At 68.5% G+C, this 26,463-nt stretch carries 36 protein-coding genes; 2 read left to right on the top strand and 34 right to left on the bottom strand.

Annotated features, from left to right (window positions below; translation table 11 throughout):
* Positions 1–152: 152 nt before the first annotated feature.
* On the bottom strand, positions 153–521 hold the full coding sequence (locus tag ACFWA7_RS19085; protein ID WP_385549903.1) for a holo-ACP synthase: 369 nt from the start codon (positions 519–521) through the stop codon (positions 153–155).
* Positions 518–2,365: a glutamine--fructose-6-phosphate transaminase (isomerizing) gene (gene glmS / locus ACFWA7_RS19080; protein ID WP_385549900.1), complete on the bottom strand. Its 1,848-nt coding sequence runs from the start codon at positions 2,363–2,365 to the stop codon at positions 518–520. Before glmS ends, ACFWA7_RS19085 begins: the two co-directional genes overlap by 4 nt.
* 121 nt (positions 2,366–2,486) lie before the next feature.
* On the opposite strand from glmS, the gene coaA reads away from it, so the two are divergent.
* Positions 2,487–3,479: a type I pantothenate kinase gene (gene coaA, locus ACFWA7_RS19075; protein ID WP_385549897.1), complete on the top strand. Its 993-nt coding sequence runs from the start codon at positions 2,487–2,489 to the stop codon at positions 3,477–3,479.
* 83 nt (positions 3,480–3,562) lie between these two features.
* Here the strand turns inward: coaA and glmM are convergent, their stop codons facing one another.
* The 4 genes from glmM to ACFWA7_RS19055 form a co-directional block, all read right to left on the bottom strand.
* Positions 3,563–4,921 (bottom strand): phosphoglucosamine mutase, encoded by a 1,359-nt coding sequence (gene glmM / locus ACFWA7_RS19070; RefSeq protein WP_385823992.1) that lies wholly within the window; start codon positions 4,919–4,921, stop codon positions 3,563–3,565.
* A 131-nt stretch (positions 4,922–5,052) separates the two neighbouring features.
* Positions 5,053–5,571, bottom strand: coding sequence for a 30S ribosomal protein S9 (gene rpsI / locus ACFWA7_RS19065; protein ID WP_358836279.1), 519 nt, complete (start codon positions 5,569–5,571; stop codon positions 5,053–5,055).
* A 44-nt stretch (positions 5,572–5,615) separates the two neighbouring features.
* Entirely contained in the window at positions 5,616–6,059 is a 444-nt protein-coding gene (gene rplM, locus ACFWA7_RS19060; RefSeq protein WP_385549891.1) for a 50S ribosomal protein L13, read from the bottom strand.
* A gap of 983 nt (positions 6,060–7,042) precedes the next feature.
* Entirely contained in the window at positions 7,043–8,665 is a 1,623-nt protein-coding gene (locus ACFWA7_RS19055; RefSeq protein WP_385549889.1) for an ATP-binding cassette domain-containing protein, read from the bottom strand.
* Between the two features lie 56 nt (positions 8,666–8,721).
* Between ACFWA7_RS19055 and ACFWA7_RS19050 the strand changes: the two genes are divergently transcribed.
* Positions 8,722–9,585 (top strand): hypothetical protein, encoded by an 864-nt coding sequence (locus ACFWA7_RS19050; protein ID WP_385823990.1) that lies wholly within the window; start codon positions 8,722–8,724, stop codon positions 9,583–9,585.
* A 114-nt stretch (positions 9,586–9,699) separates the two neighbouring features.
* Here the strand turns inward: ACFWA7_RS19050 and ACFWA7_RS19045 are convergent, their stop codons facing one another.
* The 28 genes from ACFWA7_RS19045 to rplB form a co-directional block, all read right to left on the bottom strand.
* Positions 9,700–10,995: a hypothetical protein gene (locus tag ACFWA7_RS19045; protein ID WP_385823988.1), complete on the bottom strand. Its 1,296-nt coding sequence runs from the start codon at positions 10,993–10,995 to the stop codon at positions 9,700–9,702.
* Between the two features lie 79 nt (positions 10,996–11,074).
* The gene (gene truA, locus ACFWA7_RS19040) at positions 11,075–11,941 is read right to left on the bottom strand and encodes a tRNA pseudouridine(38-40) synthase TruA (protein WP_385823986.1); all 867 of its coding nucleotides are present in this window, start codon (positions 11,939–11,941) and stop codon (positions 11,075–11,077) included.
* A gap of 100 nt (positions 11,942–12,041) precedes the next feature.
* The gene (rplQ, locus tag ACFWA7_RS19035) at positions 12,042–12,533 is read right to left on the bottom strand and encodes a 50S ribosomal protein L17 (RefSeq protein WP_371654208.1); all 492 of its coding nucleotides are present in this window, start codon (positions 12,531–12,533) and stop codon (positions 12,042–12,044) included.
* A gap of 82 nt (positions 12,534–12,615) precedes the next feature.
* Positions 12,616–13,638 (bottom strand): DNA-directed RNA polymerase subunit alpha, encoded by a 1,023-nt coding sequence (locus ACFWA7_RS19030; protein ID WP_003956430.1) that lies wholly within the window; start codon positions 13,636–13,638, stop codon positions 12,616–12,618.
* Positions 13,639–13,817: 179 nt separating this feature from the next.
* A complete protein-coding gene (rpsK, locus tag ACFWA7_RS19025; RefSeq protein ID WP_003956432.1) occupies positions 13,818–14,222 on the bottom strand; it encodes a 30S ribosomal protein S11 in 405 nt (134 codons plus the stop codon).
* A gap of 66 nt (positions 14,223–14,288) precedes the next feature.
* Positions 14,289–14,669, bottom strand: coding sequence for a 30S ribosomal protein S13 (gene rpsM / locus ACFWA7_RS19020; RefSeq protein WP_356886083.1), 381 nt, complete (start codon positions 14,667–14,669; stop codon positions 14,289–14,291).
* Positions 14,670–14,870: 201 nt separating this feature from the next.
* Positions 14,871–14,984, bottom strand: a complete 114-nt coding sequence (gene rpmJ / locus ACFWA7_RS19015) for a 50S ribosomal protein L36 (protein ID WP_003956441.1) — start codon at positions 14,982–14,984, stop codon at positions 14,871–14,873.
* Between the two features lie 28 nt (positions 14,985–15,012).
* Entirely contained in the window at positions 15,013–15,234 is a 222-nt protein-coding gene (infA, locus tag ACFWA7_RS19010; RefSeq protein WP_003956442.1) for a translation initiation factor IF-1, read from the bottom strand.
* 366 nt (positions 15,235–15,600) lie between these two features.
* Positions 15,601–16,446 (bottom strand): type I methionyl aminopeptidase, encoded by an 846-nt coding sequence (gene map, locus ACFWA7_RS19005; RefSeq protein WP_385540314.1) that lies wholly within the window; start codon positions 16,444–16,446, stop codon positions 15,601–15,603.
* 144 nt (positions 16,447–16,590) lie between these two features.
* On the bottom strand, positions 16,591–17,250 hold the full coding sequence (locus ACFWA7_RS19000) for an adenylate kinase (RefSeq protein WP_385540312.1): 660 nt from the start codon (positions 17,248–17,250) through the stop codon (positions 16,591–16,593).
* A complete protein-coding gene (secY, locus tag ACFWA7_RS18995; RefSeq protein ID WP_371654205.1) occupies positions 17,250–18,563 on the bottom strand; it encodes a preprotein translocase subunit SecY in 1,314 nt (437 codons plus the stop codon). The genes ACFWA7_RS19000 and secY overlap by 1 nt, the downstream gene beginning before the upstream one ends.
* 216 nt (positions 18,564–18,779) lie before the next feature.
* Positions 18,780–19,235 carry a 50S ribosomal protein L15 gene (rplO, locus tag ACFWA7_RS18990; RefSeq protein ID WP_067163177.1) on the bottom strand — a complete coding sequence of 152 codons (456 nt, stop codon included), beginning with the start codon at positions 19,233–19,235 and terminating at the stop codon, positions 18,780–18,782.
* A 1-nt stretch (position 19,236) separates the two neighbouring features.
* Positions 19,237–19,419, bottom strand: a complete 183-nt coding sequence (gene rpmD / locus ACFWA7_RS18985) for a 50S ribosomal protein L30 (RefSeq protein WP_007826007.1) — start codon at positions 19,417–19,419, stop codon at positions 19,237–19,239.
* On the bottom strand, positions 19,419–20,021 hold the full coding sequence (rpsE, locus tag ACFWA7_RS18980; RefSeq protein ID WP_030214033.1) for a 30S ribosomal protein S5: 603 nt from the start codon (positions 20,019–20,021) through the stop codon (positions 19,419–19,421). Before rpsE ends, rpmD begins: the two co-directional genes overlap by 1 nt.
* A gap of 46 nt (positions 20,022–20,067) precedes the next feature.
* On the bottom strand, positions 20,068–20,451 hold the full coding sequence (gene rplR / locus ACFWA7_RS18975; RefSeq protein ID WP_067163175.1) for a 50S ribosomal protein L18: 384 nt from the start codon (positions 20,449–20,451) through the stop codon (positions 20,068–20,070).
* A gap of 3 nt (positions 20,452–20,454) precedes the next feature.
* A complete protein-coding gene (gene rplF, locus ACFWA7_RS18970) occupies positions 20,455–20,994 on the bottom strand; it encodes a 50S ribosomal protein L6 (RefSeq protein WP_371654204.1) in 540 nt (179 codons plus the stop codon).
* 21 nt (positions 20,995–21,015) lie between these two features.
* Positions 21,016–21,414, bottom strand: a complete 399-nt coding sequence (gene rpsH, locus ACFWA7_RS18965) for a 30S ribosomal protein S8 (RefSeq protein ID WP_003966947.1) — start codon at positions 21,412–21,414, stop codon at positions 21,016–21,018.
* A 212-nt stretch (positions 21,415–21,626) separates the two neighbouring features.
* Positions 21,627–21,812: a type Z 30S ribosomal protein S14 gene (locus ACFWA7_RS18960; protein ID WP_030890724.1), complete on the bottom strand. Its 186-nt coding sequence runs from the start codon at positions 21,810–21,812 to the stop codon at positions 21,627–21,629.
* Positions 21,813–21,817: 5 nt separating this feature from the next.
* On the bottom strand, positions 21,818–22,375 hold the full coding sequence (rplE, locus tag ACFWA7_RS18955; protein WP_067163167.1) for a 50S ribosomal protein L5: 558 nt from the start codon (positions 22,373–22,375) through the stop codon (positions 21,818–21,820).
* On the bottom strand, positions 22,375–22,698 hold the full coding sequence (gene rplX, locus ACFWA7_RS18950) for a 50S ribosomal protein L24 (RefSeq protein WP_067163164.1): 324 nt from the start codon (positions 22,696–22,698) through the stop codon (positions 22,375–22,377). Before rplX ends, rplE begins: the two co-directional genes overlap by 1 nt.
* A 2-nt stretch (positions 22,699–22,700) precedes the next feature.
* On the bottom strand, positions 22,701–23,069 hold the full coding sequence (gene rplN, locus ACFWA7_RS18945) for a 50S ribosomal protein L14 (RefSeq protein ID WP_053727611.1): 369 nt from the start codon (positions 23,067–23,069) through the stop codon (positions 22,701–22,703).
* Positions 23,070–23,167: 98 nt separating this feature from the next.
* A complete protein-coding gene (rpsQ, locus tag ACFWA7_RS18940; RefSeq protein WP_283142059.1) occupies positions 23,168–23,452 on the bottom strand; it encodes a 30S ribosomal protein S17 in 285 nt (94 codons plus the stop codon).
* The gene (gene rpmC / locus ACFWA7_RS18935) at positions 23,452–23,676 is read right to left on the bottom strand and encodes a 50S ribosomal protein L29 (RefSeq protein WP_067163159.1); all 225 of its coding nucleotides are present in this window, start codon (positions 23,674–23,676) and stop codon (positions 23,452–23,454) included. The genes rpsQ and rpmC overlap by 1 nt, the downstream gene beginning before the upstream one ends.
* Complete coding sequence (rplP, locus tag ACFWA7_RS18930; RefSeq protein ID WP_053727610.1) at positions 23,676–24,095, bottom strand: 50S ribosomal protein L16; 420 nt, start codon at positions 24,093–24,095, stop codon at positions 23,676–23,678. The genes rpmC and rplP overlap by 1 nt, the downstream gene beginning before the upstream one ends.
* A 5-nt stretch (positions 24,096–24,100) precedes the next feature.
* A complete protein-coding gene (gene rpsC / locus ACFWA7_RS18925; RefSeq protein ID WP_358835979.1) occupies positions 24,101–24,943 on the bottom strand; it encodes a 30S ribosomal protein S3 in 843 nt (280 codons plus the stop codon).
* Positions 24,943–25,290: a 50S ribosomal protein L22 gene (rplV, locus tag ACFWA7_RS18920; RefSeq protein WP_004571827.1), complete on the bottom strand. Its 348-nt coding sequence runs from the start codon at positions 25,288–25,290 to the stop codon at positions 24,943–24,945. The genes rpsC and rplV overlap by 1 nt, the downstream gene beginning before the upstream one ends.
* 40 nt (positions 25,291–25,330) lie before the next feature.
* Positions 25,331–25,612 (bottom strand): 30S ribosomal protein S19, encoded by a 282-nt coding sequence (gene rpsS / locus ACFWA7_RS18915; protein WP_067163154.1) that lies wholly within the window; start codon positions 25,610–25,612, stop codon positions 25,331–25,333.
* Positions 25,613–25,624: 12 nt separating this feature from the next.
* Positions 25,625–26,461 carry a 50S ribosomal protein L2 gene (gene rplB / locus ACFWA7_RS18910; protein WP_101389600.1) on the bottom strand — a complete coding sequence of 279 codons (837 nt, stop codon included), beginning with the start codon at positions 26,459–26,461 and terminating at the stop codon, positions 25,625–25,627.
* Positions 26,462–26,463: the final 2 nt, after the last annotated feature.

Raw genomic sequence — 26,463 nt, 5'->3', positions numbered from 1 at the left:
GGCGGGGGTATCGGGGGAGGAGTCCCTGTGAGCGGGGTGCAGGGGCCGCAGGCCCCGCAACGGGGGTCCGGGGGCGCAGCCCCCGGGAGAACCCACCTTCACCCTCCCCCCACCCCCGGAGGGTTTAGGGAAAGGGGCGGGGCGGGGCAACGTCACCCCTCCGCGATCACCACCGCCGAAGCCACCCCCGCGTCATGACTCAGCGAAACATGCCACCCCCGAACCCCCAACGCCTCAGCCCGAGCCGCCACACTCCCCCGCACCCGCAGCCGCGGCTGCCCGCTCTCCTCCACGTACACCTCCGCGTCCGTCCAGTGCAGCCCCGCCGGCGCGCCCAGCGCCTTCGCCAGGGCCTCCTTCGCCGCGAAGCGGACCGCCAGGGACGCCGTGCCCCGTCGCTCCCCGCTCGGCAGCAGCAACTCCTGTTCCACGAAGAGCCGTTGGAGCAGCCCGGGTGTCCGCTCCAGGGACTCCCCGAAGCGCCGGACCTCCGCCACGTCGATCCCGACCCCGATGATCATTCGACGGTGACCGACTTCGCCAGATTGCGCGGCTGGTCGACCTCGTTGCCCCGCGCCGTGGCCAGCTCGCAGGCGAAGACCTGGAGCGGGACCGTGGCGACCAGCGGCTGAAGCAGCGTCGGCGTCGCGGGGATACGGATCAGATGGTCCGCGTACGGCACCACCGCCTCGTCCCCGACCTCCGCGATCACGATCGTCCGCGCCCCGCGCGCCCTGATCTCCTGGATGTTGGACACGATCTTGTCGTGCAGCACCGACCGGCCACGCGGCGAAGGAACGACCACCACCACCGGCAGATCCGGCTCGATCAGTGCGATCGGGCCGTGTTTGAGCTCCCCCGCCGCGAACCCCTCCGCATGCATGTACGCCAGCTCCTTGAGCTTCAGCGCGCCCTCCAGCGCCACCGGGTAGCCCACATGGCGGCCCAGGAACAGCACCGTGTTCTTCGCCGCCAGCGAGCGCGCCAGCTCCCGCACCGGCTCCATCGTCTCCAGCACCTGGTCGACGTCCTGCGCGATCGACGCCAGGTCCCGGATCACCGCCCGGATCTCGTCGCCCCACTTCGTCCCGCGCACCTGGCCCAGATACAGGGCGACCAGATAGCAGGCCACCAGCTGGGTCAGGAACGCCTTCGTGGAGGCGACGGCGACCTCCGGGCCCGCGTGCGTGTACAGCACCGCGTCCGACTCGCGCGGAATCGTCGAGCCGTTGGTGTTGCAGATCGCCAGCACCTTCGCGCCCTGCTCGCGGGCGTGCCGCAGCGCCATCAGGGTGTCCATGGTCTCGCCGGACTGCGAGATCGCGATCACCAGCGTGCGCTGGTCGAGGATCGGGTCCCGGTAGCGGAACTCGCTGGCGAGCTCCGTCTCGCAGGGGATTCGCGTCCAGTGCTCGATCGCCAGCTTGGCGATCATGCCCGCGTGGTACGCCGTACCGCACGCGACGATCACGACCTTGTCGACCTCGCGCAGCACCGAGGCCGGGATGCGGACCTCGTCGAGCGTCAGCGAACCCGCGCCGTCGATCCGGCCGAGCAGCGTATCGGCCACGGCCTTGGGCTGCTCGGCGATCTCCTTGAGCATGAAGTAGTCATAGCCCCCCTTCTCCGCGGCCGACGCGTCCCAGTCCACGTGGTACGACCGCACCTGTGCGGGAGCCCCGTCGAAGTCGGTGACCGTCACACCGTCCCGCCGCAGCTCCACGACCTGGTCCTGGCCCAGCTCGATCGCGGACCGCGTGTGGGCGATGAACGCGGCCACGTCCGAGGCGAGGAAGGACTCACCCTCTCCAACGCCCACCACCAGCGGGGAGTTCCGCCGCGCCCCGACCACCACGTCCGGCTCGTCGGCGTGCACCGCGACCAGCGTGAACGCCCCGTCGAGCCGTCGGCACACCTGCCGCATCGCCTCCGCGAGGTCCTCGGTCGAGGAGTACGCCTCCGCCAGGAGGTGGGCGACGACCTCGGTGTCCGTCTCGGAGGCCAGGGCGTGGCCGCGCTCCTCCAGCTCCGCCCGCAGCGCCGCGAAGTTCTCGATGATGCCGTTGTGGACGACCGCGACCCGGCCCGCGTTGTCGAGGTGCGGATGGGCGTTGGCGTCGGTCGGCCCGCCGTGGGTGGCCCAGCGGGTGTGCCCGATGCCCGTGGAGCCGCTCGGCAGCGGCCGGTCCACCAGGGCCTTCTCCAGGTTGACGAGCTTGCCCGCCTTCTTGGCCGCGGCCAGCCCGCCGTCGGCGAGGACCGCGATCCCCGCCGAGTCGTAGCCCCGGTATTCGAGCCGCTTCAGCCCGGCGATGACAACATCGAGCGCTGACTGCGCTCCCACGTACCCGACGATTCCGCACATGGCGGCAGCCTACGACCGCACGGCCGCGAATCGGGCCCACTGCCGCGGCCCCGCCCGGGGCGGTCCGCCGCGTGACCCACCCCACCCCCCACATCCGGCCGCCAGCCCCGACAATGGGCCTGTGATCACTTCGCCGCCACGAAGCGCCCAACGCCGGGCGGACTCGACGCCGTACGTCGACCTCACCCGCAGCGAGTGGAGCGCACTGCGGGACAAGACGCCGCTGCCGCTGACCGCCGAGGAGGTGGAGCGGCTGCGCGGACTCGGCGACGTCATCGACCTCGACGAGGTGCGGGACATCTATCTGCCGCTCTCGCAGCTGCTCAACCTGTACGTCCAGGCCACCGCCGAGCTGCGCGGCGCCCTCAACACGTTCCTGGGCGACGCGGGCAAGAACGGGCACGGCGCCCAGCGCGGCACCCCGTTCGTCATAGGCGTGGCCGGATCGGTCGCCGTCGGCAAGTCCACGGTGGCCCGGCTCCTCCAGGCGATGCTGGCCCGCTGGCCCGAGCACCCGCGCGTGGAGCGCGTCACCACCGACGGGTTCCTCTACCCGATGGCCGAGCTCCAGCGGCGCGGCCTGATGTCGCGCAAGGGTTTCCCGGAGTCCTACGACCGCCGCGCGCTGACGCGGTTCGTCGCCGACATCAAGGCGGGCAAGGACGAGGTCACCGCGCCCGTCTACTCGCACCTGATCTACGACAGGGTGCCCGGCGAGGTGCTCACCGTGCGCCGCCCGGACATCCTCATCGTCGAGGGCCTCAACGTGCTCCAGCCCGCCCTGCCGGGCCAGGACGGGCGCACCCGGGTCGGCCTCGCCGACTACTTCGACTTCAGCGTGTACGTGGACGCCCGTACCGAGGACATCGAGACCTGGTACCTGAATCGTTTCCGCAAGCTGCGCGAGACGGCCTTCCAGAACCCGTCCTCGTACTTCCGCAAGTACACCCAGGTCTCCGAGGAGGAGGCGCTCGACTACGCGCGCACCGCCTGGCGGACCATCAACCGGCCCAACCTGGTGGAGAACGTGGCCCCCACCCGCGGCCGCGCCACCCTCGTCGTCCGCAAGGGCGCCGACCACAAGGTCCAGAAGCTGTCCCTGCGCAAGCTGTAGCCGGTCCGCGAACACAAACGGGCCCGCCGGGGGAACTCCCCCGGCGGGCCCGCTCGTTGGGCGTACGAACGTACGCGACCGGCCTAGCCCAGCGCGGACTTCACCACGTCGGCCAGACGGCCCGCCACCGACCGCGCCTGGTCGATGTCGGCGGCCTCGACCATGACGCGCACCAGCGGCTCGGTGCCCGACGGGCGCAGCAGCACCCGGCCCGTGGAGCCCAGCTCGCGCTCGGCCTCGATGACCGCGGAGGTCAGCTCGGCCGAGGTGGACACCCGGGACTTGTCGACGTCCGGCACGTTGACCAGGACCTGCGGCAGACGCTCCATGACACCCGCGAGGTCGGCCAGGGTACGGCCGGTCGCGGCGACGCGGGCCGCCAGCATCAGACCGGTGAGCGTGCCGTCGCCGGTGGTCGCGTGGTCGAGGATGATCACGTGGCCGGACTGCTCGCCGCCCAGCGCGTAACCGTGCTCCTTCATCGCCTCCAGGACGTACCGGTCGCCGACGCCCGTCTGGACCAGCTGGAGGCCCTCGCGCTCCATGGCGATCTTGAAGCCGAGGTTCGACATGACCGTGCCGACGACGGCGTCGCCCCGCAGGGTGCCCTGCTCGCGCATGGCCAGCGCGAGCACGGCGAGGATCTGGTCGCCGTCGACCTCGTTGCCCTGCGCGTCGACGGCCAGGCAGCGGTCCGCGTCGCCGTCGTGCGCGATACCGAGGTCGGCGCCGTGCTCGACGACGGCGGCCTTCAGCAGGTCGAGGTGGGTCGAGCCGCAGCCGTCGTTGATGTTGAGCCCGTCCGGCTCGGCGCCGATCGTGACGATCTCGGCACCGGCCCGCGTGAAGGCCTCCGGCGAGACCCGGGCGGCCGCGCCGTGCGCCTCGTCGAGGACGACCTTCAGACCGTCGAGGCGGTTCGGCAGCACGCCGATGAGGTGGGCGACGTACTTGTCGAAGCCCTCCTCGTACGAGCGGACGCGGCCCACGCCGGCGCCGGTCGGCCGCTCCCACGGCTCGCCCGTACGGTGCTGGTCGTAGACGCGCTCGATGCGGTCCTCCAGCTCGTCGGCGAGCTTGTGGCCGCCGCGCGCGAAGAACTTGATGCCGTTGTCGGGCATGGCGTTGTGGCTGGCGGAGAGCATCACACCGAGGTCCGCGCCGAGCGCGCCCGTGAGATACGCCACGGCCGGGGTCGGCAGCACGCCGACGCGCAGCACGTCGACGCCCGCGCTGGCGAGGCCCGCGACGACCGCGGCCTCCAGGAACTCCCCGGACGCGCGGGGATCGCGCCCGACCACCGCGGTGGGCCGATGGCCCGCGAAGGTACCCGCCTCGGCGAGTACATGGGCCGCCGCGACCGACAGGCCGAGCGCGAGCTCAGCCGTCAGATCTGCGTTGGCCATACCGCGTACACCGTCGGTGCCGAAGAGTCGTCCCACTGCTGTCCTCCATAGAGATCCACCAGGCGCCGCACCCGGGCGCCCACCACTGGTGCCAAAAACAAGCCCGCCCCGGCAGCACGAAGAGTGCTGCCGGGGCGGACGAGAGCCGTACAGGCGGCAGGCGCGATTTAGCGCTTGCTGTACTGCGGGGCCTTACGGGCCTTCTTGAGACCGGCCTTCTTGCGCTCGACCGCACGGTCGTCGCGGGAGAGGAAGCCGGCCTTCTTCAGCGCCGGGCGGTTGTTCTCGACGTCCGCCTCGTTCAGCGCACGGGCCACGCCGAGGCGCAGGGCGCCGGCCTGGCCGGACACGCCGCCACCCGAGATGCGGGCGATGACGTCGTAGCGGTTGTCGAGCTCAAGCACCTTGAAGGGCTCGTTGACTTCCTGCTGGTGGACCTTGTTCGGGAAGTAGTCCTCGAGCGTACGCCCGTTGATCTTCCACTTGCCGGTGCCCGGGACGATCCGGACGCGGGCGATGGCGTTCTTGCGACGGCCCAGGCCGGCGGCGGGCTGCGGGTCGCCGAAGCGGGACGCCAGCGACTCGGTGGTGTACTCGCCCTCGACGGGGACCTCGGACTCGAAGGTGGTGACCTCCGCGTAGGTCTCTTCGCCCTCGACGGGGGTCTCGACAGTGGTCTCGGCCACGATGCTCCTCAGATTCTTTTCTGTCTTAGGGGGTGTGGCCGGAACTACTGCGCGACCTGGGTGATCTCGAACGGCACCGGCTGCTGGGCAGCGTGGGGGTGCTGGTCGCCCGAGTAGACCTTCAGCTTCGAGAGCATCTGACGGCCCAGGGTGTTCTTGGGGATCATGCCGCGGATGGCCTTCTCGACGGCCTTCTCCGGGTTGTTCTTCAGCAGGTCGTCGTAGCGCACCGAGCGCAGACCGCCCGGGTAGCCGGAGTGGCGGTAGGCCAGCTTCTGCTCGCGCTTGTTGCCGGACAGGTGAACCTTGTCGGCGTTGATGATGATGACGAAGTCACCCATGTCCATGTGGGGCGCATACACAGGCTTGTGCTTGCCCCGGAGGAGGTTGGCAGCGGTCGTCGCCAGACGGCCCAGGACGACGTCCTGCGCGTCAATGACGTGCCACTGGCGAGTGATGTCGCCGGGCTTGGGGCTGTACGTACGCACGGTCGTAGCCTTCGCTTCTTCAGTGGATGGGGTCCAGACACATTGCACCCTGAAGCGATCATGCAGCTTGGACTCACAGTGCCGGGGACGCTGCCCGTATGCGAGCCACTGGTAACTGCTCCAGAGAACCTACGTAATGGCCCCTCGCGTGAGAACGACCAAGCCAATACGCATAACGAACCAGAAGAATACCCGGGGTCCCCCGTGCGGGTCAAAACCGCGCCCCGGGGGCCGAGTTTTTGCCCTGCGGGCCCCCCAGGTGGGTGCGTGTTCGCCTGCGGGCCGGTGGGAGCGCGCCCTCAGTGGGCGCATGTTCGTCTGCGGGCGGGTGGGGGCCGGCCACGCAGTACCCCGCGGAGCCCTTTGGGGGTGCGGGGTTCGTCTGCGGGCTGCTTGCGGCTGGTAGCGCAGCAGCGCCGCGGGGCCCTTCGGGGGTGCGGGGTTCGTCTGCGGGCTGTGTGTGGCTGGTCGCGCAGCACCGCCGCGGGGCCCTTCGGGGGTGCGGGGCTCGTCTGCGGGCTGCCTGCGGCTGGTAGCGCAGCACCGCCGCGGGGCCCTTCGGGCGTGCGGGGTTCGTCTGCGGGCTGTGTGTGGCTGGTCGCGCAGTTCCCCGCGCCCCTTGAGGCAGCACGGGGCCCGGCCACATGCAGTCCTCCGGAGTGAGGGATGGAGCCTGCACCTTCAGCCCCTCCGGCGTTTGAGCGGCGGGGCCCGTACATCCAGCCCCTCCGGCGTTTGAGGAGCGGGGTCCGGGGCGGAGCCCCGAAGCGGGGGCGGGGGCGCAGCCCCGGCGGGGGTACCGGGGCGCAGCCCCCCGTAAGCAGGGTGCAGGGGTGCAGGCCCCGCAAGGGGTGCAGGGGTGCAGGCCCCGCCAGGGGCGCAGGGGCGTAACCCCGCCCCGGGGTCTGGGGGCGTAGCCCCCGGGAGAGCCGCCTCAACCCCCACCCACCCCCGGAGGGTTTAGGGAAGGGGCGGGGTGGGGCTCACCTCGCCCGCTCCACCCGCCGCTCGTCCCACACCGGCTCCCCCGTCTCCCGTACGACCCCGTCCGAGCCGAAGACCAGGTAGCGGTCGAAGGACTTCGCGAACCAGCGGTCGTGGGTGACGGCGAGGACCGTGCCCTCGTACGCCTCCAGCCCGTCCTGGAGCGCCTCCGCCGACTCCAGGTCGAGGTTGTCCGTCGGCTCGTCCAGGAGCAGCGCCGTGGTCCCGGAGAGCTCCAGGAGGAGGATCTGGAAGCGGGCCTGCTGGCCGCCGGAGAGCTTCTCGAAGGCCTGGTCGCCCTGGCGCTCCAGCTCGTACCGCCGCAGCACCGACATCGCCCCGCCCCGGTCCTTCGCGTGCTCCGTCCACAAGATGTCGACGAGCGTGCGCCCCAGCAGCTCCGGGTGCGCGTGAGTCTGCGCGAAGTGGCCGGGAACCACCCGCGCCCCCAGCTTCCAGGTGCCCGTGGACGCCACCGACGCGTCCCCGGCAAGCAGCCGCAGGAAGTGCGACTTCCCCGAGCCGTTCGACCCGAGGACCGCCACCCGCTCGCCGTAGAAGATCTCCAGCGAGAACGGCTTCATGAGCCCGGTCAGCTCAAGGTTTTCGCAGGTCACGGCACGTATACCGGTACGCCCACCCCGCAGCCGCATCGAGATCTCCTGCTCGCGCGGCGGCTCCGGCGGCGGCCCGGCCTCCTCGAACTTCTTGAAGCGGGTCTGCATCGCCCGGTACCGCGACGCCATGTCCGGGCTGATCGCCGCCTGGTTGCGCAGCCGCAGCACCAGCGCCTTCAGCCGCGCGTGCTCCTCGTCCCAGCGCCGCTTGAGCTCCTCGAAGCGGGCGAACCGCTCCTTGCGGGCGTCGTGGTACGTGGCGAAGCCGCCGCCGTGCACCCACACGTCCGTGCCCGCCGGGCTCGGCTCCAGGCTCACGATCTTGTCGGCGGCCCGCGAGAGCAGCTCGCGGTCGTGGGAGACGAAGAGGACCGTCTTGCGGGTCTCCTTCAGCTTCTCCTCCAGCCAGCGCTTGCCCGGCACGTCGAGGTAGTTGTCCGGCTCGTCGAGCAGCAGCACCTCCTCCGGGCCGCGCAGCAGCGACTCCAGGACGAGCCGCTTCTGCTCGCCGCCGGAGAGCGTGCGCACCTGCCGGAACTGCGCCTTCTCGTACGGAACGCCGAGCGCGGCCATCGTGCACATGTCCCAGACCGTCTCGGCCTCGTACCCACGCGCCTCCGCCCAGTCGCTCAGTGCCTGCGCGTACGCCATCTGCGCGGCCTCGTCGTCGACCGTCATGATCAGGTGCTCGGCCCGGTCCACCTCGGCCGCCGCCTCCCGGATCCTCGGCTGGGCCACCGAGACCAGCAGGTCACGGACCGTACGCTCGTCCCGCACCGAGCCCACGAACTGCGGCATCACACCGAGTCCGCCGCCCACGGTGACGGTCCCGCCGTGCGGCTGGAGCTCGCCGGAGATCATCCGAAGCAGGGTCGTCTTTCCGGCGCCGTTCGCCCCGACCAGGGCCACCACCGCACCCTCCCCCACCCGGAACGACGCGTCGCCGAGCAGGACCCGCCCGTCCGGCAGGTAGTACTCCAGGTGTGCGGCCTCTACATGTCCCATACGCGGATTGTCGCCCACTCCGTACGTCCGCCCACAACCGAATTAAGATGCGCGCCATGAGCTTTGGGCAAGGGGGACCCGCATGGGGCCCGGGGGACAACGGCAACGGCACACCGGACTGGGCGGCGCTCGCCGACGAGGCCGCGGCGCGCGGCCGCAAGAAGCGCTGGCTGCTGATCGGCGGCGGGGCGATCGCCACGGCCGCGGTGGTGGCCATCGTCGCGACCGCCATCGTGAGCACCGGTGACTCCAAGAACGGCGCCGACGGGAAGTCCGCGAGCGAGCTGCCCTCCGCGCAGACGCTGCCCAGCGGCACCGCCGAGCCGCAGCCGTCGTTCTCGTCGGTGGCGCCGCCGCCCCCGCCCAACCCGCACGACTTCATATCCAGCGCCAAGAAGGACAAGGCGCCGCTGAGCGCCGACACGCTCTTCCCCGGCAAGACGCTGAAGATGGGCGACCGCGCCTACACCAAGGGCGCCACCGCCCGGACCACCGACTGCGCCGCCGCGACCCGCGGCTCGCTCGGCTCGGCCCTCACGTCCAACGGCTGCGACCAGGTCATCCGGGCCACCTATATGAGGGACGGCGTCGCCGTGACCATAGGCGTGGCCACCTTCGAGACCGAGGCGAAGGCGCTGCGCGCCAAGCAGCAGGCGGGCATCGGCCTCGCCCCGCTCACCGGCGACGGGGTCTCCGGGTTCTGCGACGGCGGCCACGCGGTCTGCCGCAACCTCTCCAACTCGTACGGCCGGTACGCGTACTTCAGCATCAGCGGCTACACCGACGGCAAGAGCGTCACCAAGGGCGACAAGAACGCCTTCGCCGCGGGCGACGATCTGGCCGAATTCACCTTCCGCCAGATCGTCGCCCGCGGCGAGGCCCAGGCCCAGGCGGCCGCGACGGCACCGGGCGCCCCATAGGAGCGCGGGGCTGTGACAAGTGCGGCTCCGCCGCGATGAGGGTCCTCTGTTCGAGCGAAGCCGAGAACTTGGGGGAGCGACCCGCCACAGACGGCCCGCGGCCGAAGCGGAACCTCAGCCCCGACGGCGCTTGGCCGCGACCCTTGCGGCCGCGCCCGAGACAACCAGGAGCAGCGCCCCACCGCCCAGGGCGGGGGTGACCGAGGTACCGGTCGCGGCGAGATGGCCGCCGGATCCGCCGGTGGTCCCGGATGTGCCGCCCGTGGTGCCACCACCGGACGAGCCGGATGTACCGGACGTGCCACCAGAGGTGGACCCGCCCGAGGTGGACCCGCCCGAGGCGGAGCCCCCGGTGGAGCCGGACGTGCCGCCCGTCGTGGTGGTGCCACCCGTGGTTCCACCCGTAGTCCCGCCCGTCCCAGAACCCTCGGCCGCCGTCTCGAAGACCAGCTCAGCCGTGTTGTTCTTCTCGGTGGGGTCGATCGGCGCGGCCGTGATCCCGGCGCTCCCCTTGGCCGTCCCGGCCTTCTTGCCGAGCCGCACCTCGAACGTGAACGCGTCCCGCTCGTCCTCGGTCACGATGTAGCTGGTGAAGCACGTGTAGTCGACGCCGGGCTCGGACGGGAAGTCCGGCGGGTTCGGAGGGGCACAGTGGGCCGGCGCCTTGGTCACCTCCACACCGGCGGGGAAGTCGATCGCGAGGCCCGTGATGGACCGCTGGCGCCACAGCTCGTTCACCCACGCGGGCCCGAGGTTGCGGAACTCCACGGTCGCCTTCACGGTCTGGCCCGGCGCGCCCTTCACCCGGGTGCCGGTCACCGCGAAGTCGGCCTTGTTCGCGAAGATGAACTCGTCCTCGCCCAGCGGCTTCGGGTCGGGCGCACCCTCCGGCAGCCTGTTCAGCTTCAGCTCGGGGCCCTCGCCCTTGACCGCCTTGGCGTCGCCGCGCAGCTCCGCCCGGTTGGCCGGCGTGTCCGGGAGCGCGGCGGCGAAGAGCCACTCCTTGTACGCGATGTGACCCGCCGCCACATCCAGCTTCGACGACAGCTCGTAGGCCGCGCCCGCCTCGACGGCACCCGGCACGAAGCACAGGAGCCGGCGCTCGTACGAGTACCACTTGCTGTCGCCGTACTCGCAGTTGGAGAAGTGCTGCGTCAGGTCCAGGCCCCGGGTGGCCCGGATGGAGAGGATCACCCCGTCGGGGACGGCGGCCTTGCCCTTGTTGACCAGGGCGAACCGGCTGTGCAGCACGGTGTCCGCCTTGGACTGCTTCGGCATGTCGGTCCAGCCGAACGCCAACTGCGCCGCGTCACCCGGCGTTTCGGCGGCCCGCGCCGGGCCCGCGAGGCCCAGCGCGACCAGCCCCGCGACCAGCCCCGAGGCAGCGGCAAGAGAAGGGACGGATCTCATTTTCAGGACAGATCTCATGGTCACCCAGACCAGCGACCACCGAAGATGGTTGTCCTGCGCCCCCCAAGCGGCGCCCCCGTCAGCAGCAGCCCGCCCCCGCGTCGGCCCCCGGCAGCGTCCGCATGTTCCGCGCCTCGCGGCTGCGCGCGGCCAGCAACTCGTCGGCGGGGTAGCCGACTTCCTCCAGGGTGAGCCCGTGCGGCTTGACCACGTGCACCGACGAGTCCCGTACCGCCGCCGCCAGCACCTTGCCCGGCCACTCCACACCCCGGTGCCCGTCACCGACGTACAGCAGCGCGCCCACCAGCGAGCGGACCATGTTGTGGCAGAACGCGTCCGCCCGCACGGTCGCCGTGACGACGCCGTCCTCGCCCCGCACCCAGGACAGCTTCTGGAGCGTGCGGATGGTGGTGGCGCCCTCGCGCTTCTTGCAGTACGCCGCGAAGTCGTGCTCACCCAGCAGCGCGGCCGAGGCCGCGTTCATCGCGTCGACGTCCAACTCCCAGTCGTGCCAAAGCACATGGCCGCGCAGGAGCGGGTCGACGCCGCCGGGGTTGTCGGTCACCCGGTACGCGTACCGCCGCCAGATCGCGGAGAAGCGCGCGTTGAACCCGCCGGGGGCCTCCGCGACCCGCCAGATCCGGATGTCGTGCGGCAGTCGTCCCGCGAGGCGCCGCAGCAGCTTCTCGCGGTGCTCGGCCCAGACCTCCTCGGGCAGGTCGACATGGGCCACCTGCCCGCGCGCGTGCACGCCCGCGTCGGTGCGCCCGGCGACCGTCAGGGCGTACGTCTCGGACGCCCGCGTCACCGTGCGCAGCGCGCTCTCGATCTCGCCCTGGACCGTCCGCCGGCCGCTGGGCTGCTTGGCCCAGCCGGAGAAGTCCTTGCCGTCGTACGACAGGTCAAGACGCACCCGGACGCGGCCGGGCTCCACCTCATCACTCACGTAACTGATCCTCTCAGACCGGTCCTCCCGGACCGGCAGCAAAAGCGGGACGGGTCCGTCCCCCGAAGGGAACGGACCCGTCCGTCAGTCTGCGGAACGCTTACGCGTCCTTCGACTCCTCCGCCGGGGCGGCGTCCTCGACCTCGGTCGCCTCGGCGGCCTTGGCCTCGTCGGCCTCCTTGACGGCGCGCTTCGCAGCGGCCTCGGCCTCGGCGACGGTCGCCTTCTTGGCGATCTCGCCCTCGACCAGCTCGATCACGGCCATCGGCGCGTTGTCACCACGGCGGTTGCCGATCTTGGTGATACGGGTGTAACCACCCGGACGCTCCGAGAAGCGCGGCGCGATCTCGGTGAAGAGGGTGTGGACGATGCCCTTGTCGGTGATCGTCTGCAGCACCAGGCGACGGTTGTGGATGTCGCCCTTCTTCGCCTTGGTGATCAGGCGCTCGGCGACCGGACGCAGGCGGCGGGCCTTGGCCTCGGTCGTCGTGATGCGGCCGTGCTCGAACAGCGACTTCGCCAGGTTGGCGAGAAGCAGACGCTCGTGCGCGGCGCTGCCGCCCAGACGGGCACCCTTTGCGGGACGCGGCATGGTGTTTCTCCTAGTGTCTGCACCGGCCGTGTCAGGTACCGGTGTCAGTTACCGACCCGCTAGTGCGAGCCGGAAGTTTCTCTTAGTACTGCTCGGTCTCGACGAAACCGGCGTCCGCGTCGTCGTCGGCGCCGAAGGCGTCGGCGGCGGCGGTCGGGTCGAATCCGGGCGGGCTGTCCTTGAGGGCCAGGCCCATGCCGGCCAGCTTCGCCTTGACCTCGTCGATCGACTTCGCACCGAAGTTGCGGATGTCGAGCAGGTCGGCCTCGGAGCGCGCCACGAGCTCACCCACGGAGTGGATGCCCTCACGCTTGAGGCAGTTGTACGACCGAACGGTGAGCTCAAGCTCCTCGATCGGCAGGGCGAGATCAGCGGCGAGGGCGGCGTCCGTGGGGGACGGGCCCATGTCGATGCCCTCGGCGTCGATGTTGAGCTCGCGCGCCAGACCGAACAGCTCGACCAGGGTCTTACCGGCGGACGCCATGGCGTCACGCGGGCGCATGGCCTGCTTGGTCTCGACGTCGACGATCAGCTTGTCGAAGTCGGTGCGCTGCTCGACACGGGTCGCCTCGACCTTGTACGTGACCTTGAGCACCGGCGAGTAGATGGAGTCGACCGGGATACGGCCGATCTCCTGGCCCACCTGCTTGTTCTGCACGGCGGAGACGTAGCCGCGACCGCGCTCGACGGTCAGCTCCATCTCCAGCTTGCCCTTGCCGTTCAGCGTGGCGAGGACCAGGTCGGGGTTGTGCACCTCGACACCGGCCGGGGGCGCGATGTCGGCGGCGGTGACGAGACCCGGGCCCTGCTTGCGCAGGTACATCACGACCGGCTCGTCGTGCTCCGAGGAGACGACCAGCTGCTTGATGTTGAGGATGAGGTCGGTCACGTCCTCCTTGACGCCCGGCACGGTGGTGAACTCGTGCAGAACGCCGTCGATCCGGATGCTGGTGACAGCGGCGCCCGGAATCGAGGACAGGAGGGTGCGGCGCAGGGAGTTGCCGAGGGTGTAGCCGAAGCCCGGCTCCAGCGGCTCGATCACGAACCGCGAGCGGTACTCGTCGACGACCTCTTCGGTCAGCGAGGGACGCTGAGCGATAAGCATGTGTGTTCCTTCAGTCGTGGGCGCCCACTATTTGACGCCCTCGTGGTGGTACGTACTGCAAGGGTACGGGCGGCACGCCTCCGAAGAGCCGTACCGCCCGAAACCTCAGTCCAGCAGCCGTGCGTCAGACGCGGCGGCGCGGTTCACCTCCGCTTGCGCGGAGAGGGCGCCGCCCCGGATCAGACGCGGCGGCGCTTGGGCGGACGGCAGCCGTTGTGCGGCGTCGGGGTGACGTCCTGGATCGAGCCGACCTCAAGGCCAGTGGCCTGGAGGGAGCGGATCGCGGTCTCGCGGCCGGAGCCCGGACCCTTGACGAAGACGTCAACCTTGCGCATGCCGTGCTCCTGCGCGCGGCGGGCAGCCGACTCGGCGGCCATCTGCGCGGCGAACGGAGTCGACTTGCGGGAGCCCTTGAAGCCGACGTGGCCGGCGGACGCCCAGGAGATCACGTTGCCCGAGGGGTCCGTGATCGAGACGATGGTGTTGTTGAACGTGCTCTTGATGTGGGCGTGCCCGTGAGCGACGTTCTTCTTTTCCTTGCGGCGCACCTTCTTGGCAGCGCCCTGACGACCCTTGGGGGGCATCTAAATCTCCTACGGGAGGTGGTCGGTCCTACAGCGAAGACCGCTGAGTAAGCGTCCGGCTGAGGACTACTTCTTGCCCGGCTTCTTCTTACCGGCGATCGCGCGACGCGGGCCCTTGCGGGTACGGGCGTTCGTGCTGGTGCGCTGGCCGTGGACCGGAAGGCCACGACGGTGACGCAGACCCTGGTAGCAGCCGATCTCGACCTTGCGGCGGATGTCGGCCTGGATCTCGCGGCGGAGGTCACCCTCGGTGCGGAGGTTGGCGTCCACGTACTCGCGGATCTTGACCAGGTCCTCTTCGGCCAGGTCACGAACGCGGGTGTTCGGGTTCACGCCGGTGGAGTCGAGGATCTCCTTGGACCGGGTGCGCCCGATACCGAAGACGTAGGTGAGTGCGATCTCCACCCGCTTTTCGCGGGGGATGTCAACACCGGAAACGCGTGCCATTCAATGGCTCCTGTGTGTTCGGGGGTCTTCCGCAGAACCACTCCCGACCGCCGACCGTCTCTGCTGAGAGGTGGTACGTCCGGGTCCCCGGCCCCCGCCGGAGGTGTCGTCAACCGTGGAACACGGCCCGACGGGCTCTGCGTATGTACGTTTACGTGCGTCGCGCGAAGAACTGCGTAAATGCAGGTCGGTCGGCGTGCGTCAGCCCTGGCGCTGCTTGTGGCGCAGGTTGTCGCAGATGACCATGACCCGGCCGTGACGGCGGATCACCTTGCACTTGTCGCAGATCTTCTTGACGCTCGGCTTGACCTTCATGGGATTCAGGTTCTCCGGGTCGTGAGATCTACTTGTACCGGTAGACGATCCGCCCACGCGTCAGGTCGTACGGAGAGAGCTCCACCACGACCCGGTCATCCGGGAGGATACGGATGTAGTGCATCCGCATCTTGCCGCTGATGTGCGCGAGGACTTTGTGACCGTTCTGGAGTTCCACCTTGAACATGGCGTTCGGGAGGGACTCGATCACGGTGCCCTCGATTTCGATGGCACCTTGCTTCTTGGCCACGCTTCGCCTTTCGAATCGGCTACCTTGATCGACTCTCGCGCTCGTGTGCGGACACACGGGTACACCAGAGCCGACGCATCAGTCTACGTCAGGGCACCCGAAAAGACGAATCAGGGAAGCTTGCCCTCAACACTAGATCGTTAAGCGGACAGCACCGGACGGGACACCCCAGCGGGAAACTCTTCTCGACGCCGCTCTCCGACCGGCGGCTGGGCCCCGGGCTCAGCGCTCAGGCCAGCGGATCCGGCGCCGTCGTCACGCCGGCCCCTCCCCCTGCCGCCCTCGCGGGCTCGGCGCCGGCGCGCCTCACAGGCTTCGAGCGGCTGCGCCGGCCTCCGACCGGCGGCTGGGCCCCCGGCCCAGCGCTCAGGCCAGCGGATCCGGCGCCGTCGTCACGCCATACTCCGCCAGCTTCGCCTTGCCGCAGTCCGGGGAGGTCAGGACGATCGGGCCCGCCTCGGTCAGGGCGACCGAGTGCTCCCAGTGCGAGGACCAGGTCCCGTCGGTCGTGATGACCGTCCAGTCGTCCTCCAGCACCTCGGTGCGGGGCGTGCCCAGGGACACCATCGGCTCGATGGCCAGGCAGAAGCCGGGGATCAGCTTCGGGTTGTGGCGGCCGAGCAGGCGGCGCTTGTCCACGTAGTTCAGGAGGTGCGGGTCCATGTGCATCTCGGAGCCGATGCCGTGGCCGCCGTACTCCTCGATGATCCCGTACTTGCCCTTCGGCGGGCGCGGCTGGCGCCGGATGTAGCCCTCGATCGCCCGGGAGACGTCCACCAGGCGGTTGCCCTTCTTCACCGCCGCGATGCCGGCCCACATCGACTCCTCGGTCACCCGGGAGAGCTCGATCAGCTCCGGAGCGTGACCGGAGCCCACGAAGGCCGTGAAGGCCGCGTCGCCGTGCCAGCCGTCGATGATCGCGCCCGCGTCGATGGAGATGACGTCGCCGTCCTTCAGCACGGTCTTCTCGTCCGGGATGCCGTGGACGACGACCTCGTTGACCGAGGTGCAGATGGTGGCGGGGAACCCGCCGTACCCCAGGAAGTTCGACTTGGCGCCGTGCTCGGCGATCACCTTGCGGGCGACCTCGTCCAGGTCCTTCGTCGTGGCGCCGGGCACCGCGGCCTCGCGGGTCGCCGCGTGGATGGCGGCGACGACCAACCCCGCCTCGCGCATCTTCGCGATCTGCTCGGGGGTCTTGATCTCCACCATGGCGACTGACGCCTTTCTGAACGAGTGCGGGGGAAGGAGGAACGGATACGGGGGTACGTCCACGATACGGCCACCCGGGCCCGGACACGGCAGCGGCCGCGGCGCCCGGAGGGGCACCGCGGCCGTTCAACTGCGTACCGGAAGTCAGGCCGTGTTCTCGGCCTTCAGGGCGTGCATCGCGCGCTCCGTGACCTCGTCGACCTTGCCGAGCGCCGAGATCGTGACGACCAGGCCCTGGGCCCGGTAGAAGTCGATGATCGGCTCGGTCTCGTTGTGGTAGACCTCAAGTCGCTTGCGGACCGTGTCCTCGGTGTCGTCGCCGCGCTGGTACAGCTCGCCGCCGCAGGTGTCGCAGACACCGTCGGTCTTCGGCGCGTTGTAGGTGACGTGGAAGACGTGGGCGGAGTCGGTCCGGCAGATGCGCCGGCCGGCGATCCGCTTCACGACCTCGTCCTCGGGCACTTCGAGGTCCAGGACGGCGTCGAGCCTCAGACCGTCCGCCTTCAGCGCCTCGTCGAGCGCCTCGGCCTGTACCACGTTGCGCGGGAATCCGTCGAGCAGGAAGCCGCCCTCGGCGTCCGCCTGGGCCATGCGGTCCCTGGCCATCCCGATGGTGACCTCGTCCGGCACCAGGTTGCCGGCGTCCATGTACGACTTGGCCTGCTTGCCCAAGTCCGTGCCCTGGCTGATGTTGGCACGGAAGAGGTCGCCCGTGGAGATGTGCGGGATCCCGAGGTTCTTGGCGAGGAACGCGGCCTGCGTTCCCTTGCCGGCACCGGGCGGCCCGACGAGGACGATTCGCATCAGCGGAGGAACCCTTCGTAATTGCGCTGCTGGAGCTGGCTCTCGATCTGCTTCACGGTCTCCAGACCCACACCCACGATGATGAGGATGCTTGTCCCGCCCAGCGGGAAGCTCTGGTTGGCCCCGAAGATCACCAACGCCATCGTCGGTACGAGCGCGATCAGTCCCAGATACAGCGACCCCGGCCAGGTGATCCGGTTGAGCACGTAGCTCAGGTACTCAGCAGTAGGTCGACCAGCCCGGATGCCCGGGATGAAGCCACCATACTTCTTCATGTTGTCAGCGACTTCCTCGGGGTTGAACGAGATCGCCACATAGAAGAAGGCGAAGAACACGATCAGGAGGAAGTAGGTGATGATGTAGTACGGGTGGTCGCCCTTGACGAAGTTGTCCTTGACCCAGGTCGCCCAGCCCGCGGTCGAGTTGGAGAACTGCACGACCAGCGCCGGGATATAGAGCAGCGACGACGCGAAGATGACGGGAATCACACCCGCCTGGTTGACCTTCAGCGGGATGTAGGTCGATGTACCGCCGTAGGAACGGCGGCCGATCATGCGCTTCGCGTACTGCACCGGGATGCGGCGCTGCGCCTGCTCCACGAAGACCACCAGGGCGACCATGACGAGGCCGACCAGGATGACGGTGCTGAACTCGATCCAGCCCTGCGCCAGGTGGCCCTGCTTCTTGATGGCCCACAGCGAGGTCGGGAAGCTGGAGGCGATCGAGATGAACATCAGGATCGACATGCCGTTGCCGATGCCGCGGTCGGTGATGAGCTCACCGAGCCACATGACGGCGGCGGTGCCGGCGGTCATGGTGACCACCATCGTGATGGTGGTGAAGATCGAGTGGTTCGGCACGATCTCGGTGGCGACCTGGCAGCCGCTGAACAGCGCGCCGTTGCGGGCGGTGGCCACCAGGCCGGTGCCCTGCAGGATCGCCAGCGCCACGGTCAGATAACGCGTGTACTGCGTGATCTTTGCCGTGCCGGCCTGACCCTCCTTCTTGAGGGCCTCCAGGCGCGGGATCACCACGGTCAGCAGCTGCAGAATGATGCTCGCCGTGATGTACGGCATGATGCCCAGCGCGAAGATCGTGATCTGCAGCAGCGCGCCGCCGCTGAACATGTTCACCAGGCCGAAAAGGCTGTTGCCCTGCTGGGCCTGGTCCACACAGATCTGCACGTTCTTGTAGCTCACACCGGGGATCGGGACGTGCGTCCCCATCCGGTAGAGCACGATGATGCCGAGCGTGAAGAGCAGCTTCTTGCGCAGGTCAGGCGTCTTGAACGCCTGGGCGAACGCGGTGAGCACGGTGCCTCCTGCGACCCCCGCGCTAGGTGCGTCAGAGGTGACGGTCTTGAGGATCGACGGATATGGATGAGTCAGAGGAACCGCACGGCATACCGCACGGAAACTTAGACAGTGCACGCCACCTTACCGGCGACCCTGCCCCCCTAGGAACGACCAACCGGGGATGCCCCATTTGAGAGGGCATCCCCGGTCGGATGTTCAGGCCAACGAGCTGTCTCAGACGAGCTCGGTGACGGTGCCGCCAGCGGCGGCAATCTTCTCCTTGGCGGAGCCGGAGACGGCGTCGACCGTCACCTGCAGCGCCACGGAGATCTCGCCCTGGCCCAGGACCTTGACGAGGCTGTTCTTGCGCACGGCACCCTTGGCGACCAGGTCGGCAACGGTGACTTCGCCACCCTCGGGGTAGAGGGCGCCGAGCTTGTCCAGGTTCACGACCTGGAACTCGGTGCGGAACGGGTTCTTGAAGCCCTTCAGCTTCGGAAGACGCATGTGGAGGGGCATCTGGCCACCCTCGAAGCGCTCCGGAACCTGGTAACGGGCCTTCGTACCCTTGGTACCACGGCCGGCCGTCTTACCCTTCGACGCCTCACCACGACCCACACGGGTCTTGGCGGTCTTGGCGCCCGGGGCGGGACGGAGGTCGTGGGCCTTGAGCGGCTTGTTCTCCGCCATATCAGTCGACCTCCTCAACCGTCACGAGGTGGCGGACGGTGTGCACCATTCCGCGGAACTCGGGGCGGTCCTCCTTGACAACCGTGTCGTTCAGGCGCTTGAGCCCGAGCGAACGCAGGGTGTCGCGGTGGTTCTGCTTGCTACCGATGTACGACTTCGTCTGCGTGATCTTGAGGCGAGCCATTACGCACCCGCCCCGGCACGCGCACGGAGCAGAGCCGCGGGGGCGACGTCCTCAAGGGGCAGACCGCGGCGGGCCGCGATCTCCTCGGGACGCTGCAGGCCCTTGAGGGCCGCCACGGTCGCGTGCACGATGTTGATCGCGTTGGACGAGCCAAGCGACTTCGACAGGATGTCGTGAACGCCGGCGCACTCCAGAACGGCGCGCACCGGGCCACCGGCGATAACACCGGTACCGGGGGAAGCCGGCTTCAGGAGCACGACGCCCGCGGCACGCTCGCCCGTGATCGGGTGAGGGATCGTGCCCTGGATGCGCGGAACCTTGAAGAAGTTCTTCTTGGCTTCCTCGACACCCTTGGCGATGGCCGCGGGAACTTCCTTGGCCTTGCCGTAACCGACACCTACAGTGCCGTCACCGTCGCCCACCACGACCAGCGCGGTGAAGCTGAAGCGGCGACCACCCTTGACAACCTTGGCGACGCGGTTGATCGCGACAACGCGCTCAACGTAAGCGGTCTTCTCGGCGGCAGCGCCACCGTCACGGCCCTTCCGGTCCCGCCGCTCGCCGCCACCGGCACCGCTTCCGCGGCGCTGGGGTCCAGCCATTGGATTTACCTCTCTCTGTTACGTCCGTTAGTCCCGGAACCGGGGCTTAGAACTTCAGCCCGGCTTCGCGGGCGGCGTCAGCCAGAGCGGCAATGCGCCCGGCGTACCTGTTGCCACCACGGTCGAACACGACGGCCTCGACACCGGCGGCCTTGGCGCGCTCGGCGACCAGGGCGCCGACCGACTTGGCCTGCGCGGACTTGTCGCCCTCGCCACCGCGGATCGAAGCGTCCAGGTTCGACGCCGACGCCAGGGTGTGACCCTTGATGTCGTCGATGACCTGAGCGGTGATACCGCGGTTGGAACGCGTCACGACGAGGCGCGGACGCTCCGCCGTACCCGACACGTGCTTGCGGATGCGGACGTGGCGGCGTGCCTTGGCCGCACGCTTGTAAGCGTCGCCCTTGGCGATCTTCACACCGTATGCCATGGCTTACTTACCAGCCTTTCCGACCTTGCGGCGGATGACCTCGCCGGCGTACTTGACGCCCTTGGCCTTGTACGGGTCGGGCTTCCGCAGCTTGCGGATGTTCGCCGCGACCTCGCCGACCTTCTGCTTGTCGATGCCCTCGACCGAGAACTTCGTGGGCGACTCGACCTTGAAGGTGATGCCTTCGGGAGCCTCGATGGTGATCGGGTGGCTGTATCCGAGCGCGAACTCCAGGTTGGAGCCCTTCGCCTGGACGCGGTAACCGACACCGCTGATCTCGAGCGCCTTGATGTATCCCTGGGTCACGCCGGTGATCATGTTCGCCACCAGCGTGCGGGACAGGCCGTGCAGGGCCTTGTTCTGACGCTCGTCGTTGGGACGGGTGACGTTGAGAACGCCGTCCTCGCCCTTAACAATCTCGATCGGCGCTGCAACGGTGTGCGTGAGGGTGCCCTTGGGGCCCTTCACGTTGACCGTGCGGCCGTCGATGGTGACGTCCACACCAGCGGGAACCTGGATGGGGAGCTTGCCGATTCGCGACATTAGCTTTTCCTCCGTTCCCGACTACCAGACGTAGGCGAGGACTTCCCCACCCACGCCCTTCTTGCCTGCCTGCTGACCGGTCAGGAGACCGTGGGACGTGGAGATGATCGCCACGCCCAGGCCACCGAGGACCTTCGGCAGGTTGGTGGACTTCGCGTACACACGCAGACCCGGCTTCGAGATCCGCTTGATGCCAGCGATCGAGCGCTCACGGTTCGGGCCGAACTTCAGCTCAAGGACGAGGTTCTTGCCGACCTCGGCGTCCTCGACCTTCCAGCCGGTGATGAAGCCCTCCTGCTGGAGGATCTCCGCGATGTGCGACTTGATCTTGCTGTGCGGCATCACGACGGAGTCGTGGTACGCCGAGTTCGCGTTACGCAGACGCGTGAGCATGTCTGCGATGGGGTCAGTCATGGTCATGAATTGGCCTTCGGCCTCTCTCGCCGGGGTTTCCTGTATGCGCCATCCCTCTCCCCACTCATGGGCGGGACGGGTGCGGCACGGGGACCTACGGCGTAGTAAGTCGTCTGGGCGGCGGACGCCCAACCCTCCTAGCCTAAGCCATGGAGAGAGGGGCCTCCGCCCACCCTTTACTTACCGAGAGACTCCGGAAAAACCCGAAATTACGGGGTTTACCAGGAGCTCTTGGTCACGCCCGGCAGCTCGCCACGGTGAGCCATCTCACGGAGGCACACGCGGCACAGGCCGAACTTGCGGTACACGGAGTGCGGCCGGCCACAGCGCTGGCAGCGGTTGTACGCACGCACAGCGAACTTGGGCTTACGGGCAGCCTTCGCGATAAGAGCCTTCTTCGCCATCTCGCTTACGCCTCCTTGAACGGGAAGCCGAGGTGACGAAGGAGCGCGCGGCCCTCAGCGTCGTTGGTCGCCGTGGTGACCACGGTGATGTCCATACCCCGGGTACGGTCGATCTTGTCCTGGTCGATCTCGTGGAACATGACCTGCTCCGTGAGACCGAAGGTGTAGTTGCCACGGCCGTCGAACTGCTTCGGCGACAGACCACGGAAGTCACGGATACGCGGCAGCGCGAGCGACAGCGTACGGTCCAGGAACTCCCACATGCGGTCACCACGGAGGGTGACGTGGCAGCCGATCGGCTGACCCTCACGCAGCTTGAACTGCGCGATGGACTTCCGGGCCTTCGTCACGGCCGGCTTCTGGCCGGTGATCGTGGTCAGGTCGCGGATAGCGCCGTCGATCAGCTTGGAGTCGCGGGCGGCGTCGCCCACACCCATGTTGACGACGACCTTGACGAGGCCGGGGATCTGCATGACGTTCTCGTAGGAGAACTCCTCACGCAGCTTGCCCGCGATCTCCTCGCGGTACTTCGTCTTGAGACGCGGAGTGGTGGTGGTAGCCATCAGATGTCCTCACCCGTCCGCTTGGCAACGCGAACCTTGTTGCCCTCGTCGTCGAAGCGGTAACCGACACGCGTGACGACCTTGTTGCCGTCCTTCTCCACGACGAGCTGAACGTTGCTCACGTGGATCGGGGCCTCGGTCGTCACGATGCCGCCGGTCTGCGAACCGCGAGCGGTCTGGCCGGCCTTCGTGTGCTTCTTGACCCGGTTGACACCCTCGACCAGGACGCGGTCCTCGCGGGGGAAGGCCGCGATGACCTTGCCCTGCTTGCCCTTGTCCTTACCGGTGATGACCTGAACCAGGTCGCCCTTCTTGATCTTCATGCTTACAGCACCTCCGGCGCGAGCGAGATGATCTTCATGAACTTCTTCTCGCGCAGCTCCCGGCCCACCGGGCCGAAGATGCGGGTGCCGCGGGGGTCGCCATCGTTCTTGAGGATGACGGCCGCGTTCTCGTCGAAGCGGATGTACGAGCCGTCCTGACGACGACGCTCCTTGACGGTGCGCACGACGACAGCCTTGACGACGTCGCCCTTCTTCACGTTGCCACCGGGGATCGCGTCCTTGACGGTGGCGACAATGACGTCACCGATACCCGCGTAGCGGCGACCGGAGCCACCGAGAACACGGATGCAAAGGATCTCCTTGGCACCAGTGTTGTCGGCGACACGCAGTCGCGACTCCTGCTGGATCACGTCTATCTCCTGATCGTCTGCCGGTTCCCGGCCGGGGCTTGATCTCTCAAGCCCCGACCGAGCCTGGCGGAACTCATCCTGAGCAAAAGCTCAGGAAATTACTTGGCCTTCTCGAGGATCTCGACGATGCGCCAGCGCTTCGTCGCCGACAGCGGACGCGTCTCCATGATGAGGACGCGGTCGCCGACGCCGGCAGCGTTCTGCTCGTCGTGCGCCTTGAGCTTGTTCGTACGGCGGATGACCTTGCCGTACAGCGCGTGCTTCACACGGTCCTCGACAGCGACGACGACGGTCTTGTCCATCTTGTCGCTGACGACGAGACCCTCACGGGTCTTGCGGAAACCGCGCTGCTCAGTCGTCTCAGTCACATTCTTCTCGCTCATCAGGCGCTCTCCACCGTCTCGATGCCCAGCTCGCGCTCGCGCATCAGGGTGTAGATCCGGGCGATGTCCTTACGGACGGACTTGAGCCGACCGTGGTTCTCGAGCTGACCGGTCGCCGCCTGGAAGCGGAGGTTGAACAGCTCTTCCTTGGCCTCGCTGAGCTTGGCAACAAGCTCCTCGTTGCCCAGCTCGCGCAGCTCGGACGCCTTGGTTCCGGCCGACATCACGCCTCACCTGCCTCGCGCCGAACGATGCGGCACTTCATCGGGAGCTTGTGAGCAGCGCGGGTGAGCGCCTCACGAGCAATCTTCTCGTTCGGGTAGGACAGCTCGAACATCACCCGGCCCGGGTGAACGTTCGCGACCCACCACTCCGGAGAACCCTTACCGGAACCCATGCGGGTCTCGGCAGGCTTCTTCGTCAGGGGGCGGTCCGGGTAGATGTTGATCCAGACCTTGCCGCCACGCTTGATGTGGCGGGTCATCGCGATACGAGCCGCCTCGATCTGGCGGTTGGTCACGTACGCCGGCGTGAGGGCCTGGATGCCGTACTCGCCGAACGCAACCGTCGTACCACCCTTGGCCATACCGCGGCGCTTGGGGTGGTGCTGCTTGCGGTGCTTGACCCTACGGGGGATCAGCATTTCGGTCAGGCCTCCGTTCCGGTGCTCTCAGCCGGAGCGGCAGCGGCGGGAGCCTCGGCCTTGGGGGCCTCGGCAGCCGGCGCAGCCTGCTGCGGCTTGCGGCCGCGACCGCCACGCTCGCCGCCACGACCACCGCGGCCACCGGCCGGACGGTCGTTGGCGCCACCACGGGCCGGGCGGTTACCCGCACGGGCCGCTGCGTTCTCGGCGCGGACCTCGGCGATGTTCTTGACATCGCCCTTGTAGATCCAGACCTTCACGCCGATGCGGCCGAAGGTCGTCTTGGCCTCGAAGAAGCCGTAGTCCACGTTCGCGCGGAGCGTGTGCAGGGGCACACGGCCCTCGCGGTAGAACTCCGAGCGGGACATCTCGGCGCCGCCGAGGCGGCCGCCGCACTGGATCTTGATGCCCTTGGCGCCGGCCTTCATCGTGCCCTGCATGCTCTTACGCATGGCGCGACGGAAGGAGACGCGGGAGGAGAGCTGCTCGGCAACGGCCTGGGCGACCAGCTGAGCGTCCATCTCGGGGTTCTTGACCTCGAGGATGTTCAGCTGGACCTGCTTGCCCGTGAGCTTCTCGAGGTCGCCGCGGATGCGGTCGGCCTCGGCGCCACGGCGGCCGATGACGATGCCCGGACGAGCGGTGTGGATGTCCACACGCACGCGGTCACGGGTGCGCTCGATCTCAACCTTCGAGATGCCGGCGCGCTCCATGCCGGACGTCATCATCCGACGGATGGCGACGTCTTCCTTGACGTAGTCCTTGTACAGCTTGTCGGCGTACCAACGGGACTTGAAGTCCGTGGTAATGCCGAGCCGGAACCCGTGCGGGTTTACCTTCTGGCCCATTACCGGGTTCCTTCCTTGCTGCTGACGACCACGGTGATGTGGCTGGTCCGCTTACGGATCCGGTAGGCACGGCCCTGAGCACGCGGACGGAACCGCTTCAGGGTCGGGCCCTCGTCCACGTACGCCTCGCTGATGACCAGCGAAGAGGCGTCGGTGTGGTCGTAGTTGTGTGCAGCGTTGGCAATGGCACTGTCCAGCACCTTGCCAACCGGCACGCTCGCGGCCTGCGGGGCGAAGCGCAGGACCGCCTGAGCCTCCGTGGCATCCATGCCACGGATGAGGTCCACCACTCGGCGGGCCTTCATGGGCGTGACGCGGATGTACCGCGCCTGGGCCCTGGCTTCCATGGTTGTCCCTTCGGTGTAAGTCATAGTCAGTCACCCCGCGTTAGCGGCGCTTCGACTTCCGGTCGTCCTTGACGTGGCCGCGGAAGGTGCGAGTCGGCGAGAACTCGCCGAGCTTGTGGCCGACCATCGACTCGGTGACGAACACCGGGACGTGGGTCTTGCCGTTGTGCACCGCGATGGTGTGACCCAGCATGCTGGGGATGATCATCGAGCGACGGGACCAGGTCTTGATGACGTTCTTGGTGCCTGCCTCGTTCTGTACGTCCACCTTCTTGATGAGGTGTCCGTCGACGAAGGGCCCCTTCTTGAGACTGCGCGGCATCTAAACCCGCTCCTAGCGCTTCTTGTTCGTCTTGCGGCGGCGGACGATGTACTTGCTCGATGCCTTCTTCGGCGAGCGAGTACGACCCTCCTTCTGACCCCACGGCGAGACCGGGTGGCGACCACCGGAAGTCTTGCCTTCACCACCACCGTGCGGGTGGTCAACCGGGTTCATCGCGACACCGCGGACGGTCGGGCGGACGCCCTTCCAGCGCATACGGCCGGCCTTGCCCCAGTTGATGTTCGACTGCTCGGCGTTGCCGACCTCACCGATGGTGGCGCGGCAGCGGGCGTCGACCAGGCGAATCTCGCCGGACGGCATACGAAGGTGGGCCATCGTGCCCTCCTTCGCCAGCAGCTGCACGGAGGCACCCGCGGAACGGGCGAACTTCGCGCCGCCGCCGGGCCGCAGCTCGATGGCGTGGATGGTCGTACCGACCGGGATGTTGCGCAGCGCCAGGTTGTTACCGGGCTTGATGTCGGCGGCCGGGCCGTTCTCGACACGGTCGCCCTGGCTCAGGCCACGGGGGGCGATGATGTAGCGCTTCTCGCCGTCCGCGTAGTGCAGGAGCGCGATGCGCGCGGTGCGGTTGGGGTCGTACTCGATGTGAGCGACCTTCGCCGGCACGCCGTCCTTGTCGTGACGACGGAAGTCGATCACTCGGTAGGCGCGCTTGTGGCCACCGCCCTGGTGGCGGACGGTCACACGACCGGTGTTGTTACGGCCGCCCTTGCTGTGCAGGGGGCGGACCAGCGACTTCTCCGGCGTGGACCGCGTGATCTCGACAAAGTCGGCGACGCTGGAGCCACGACGGCCCGGAGTCGTCGGCTTGTACTTGCGGATACCCATTT

The organism is Streptomyces sp. NPDC059994 (assembly GCF_042737755.1).
Classification (GTDB): Bacteria; Actinomycetota; Actinomycetes; order Streptomycetales; family Streptomycetaceae; genus Streptomyces.
The sequence above is the reverse complement of the archived record's forward strand: the minus strand, read 5'-3'. Positions and strand labels throughout refer to the sequence as shown.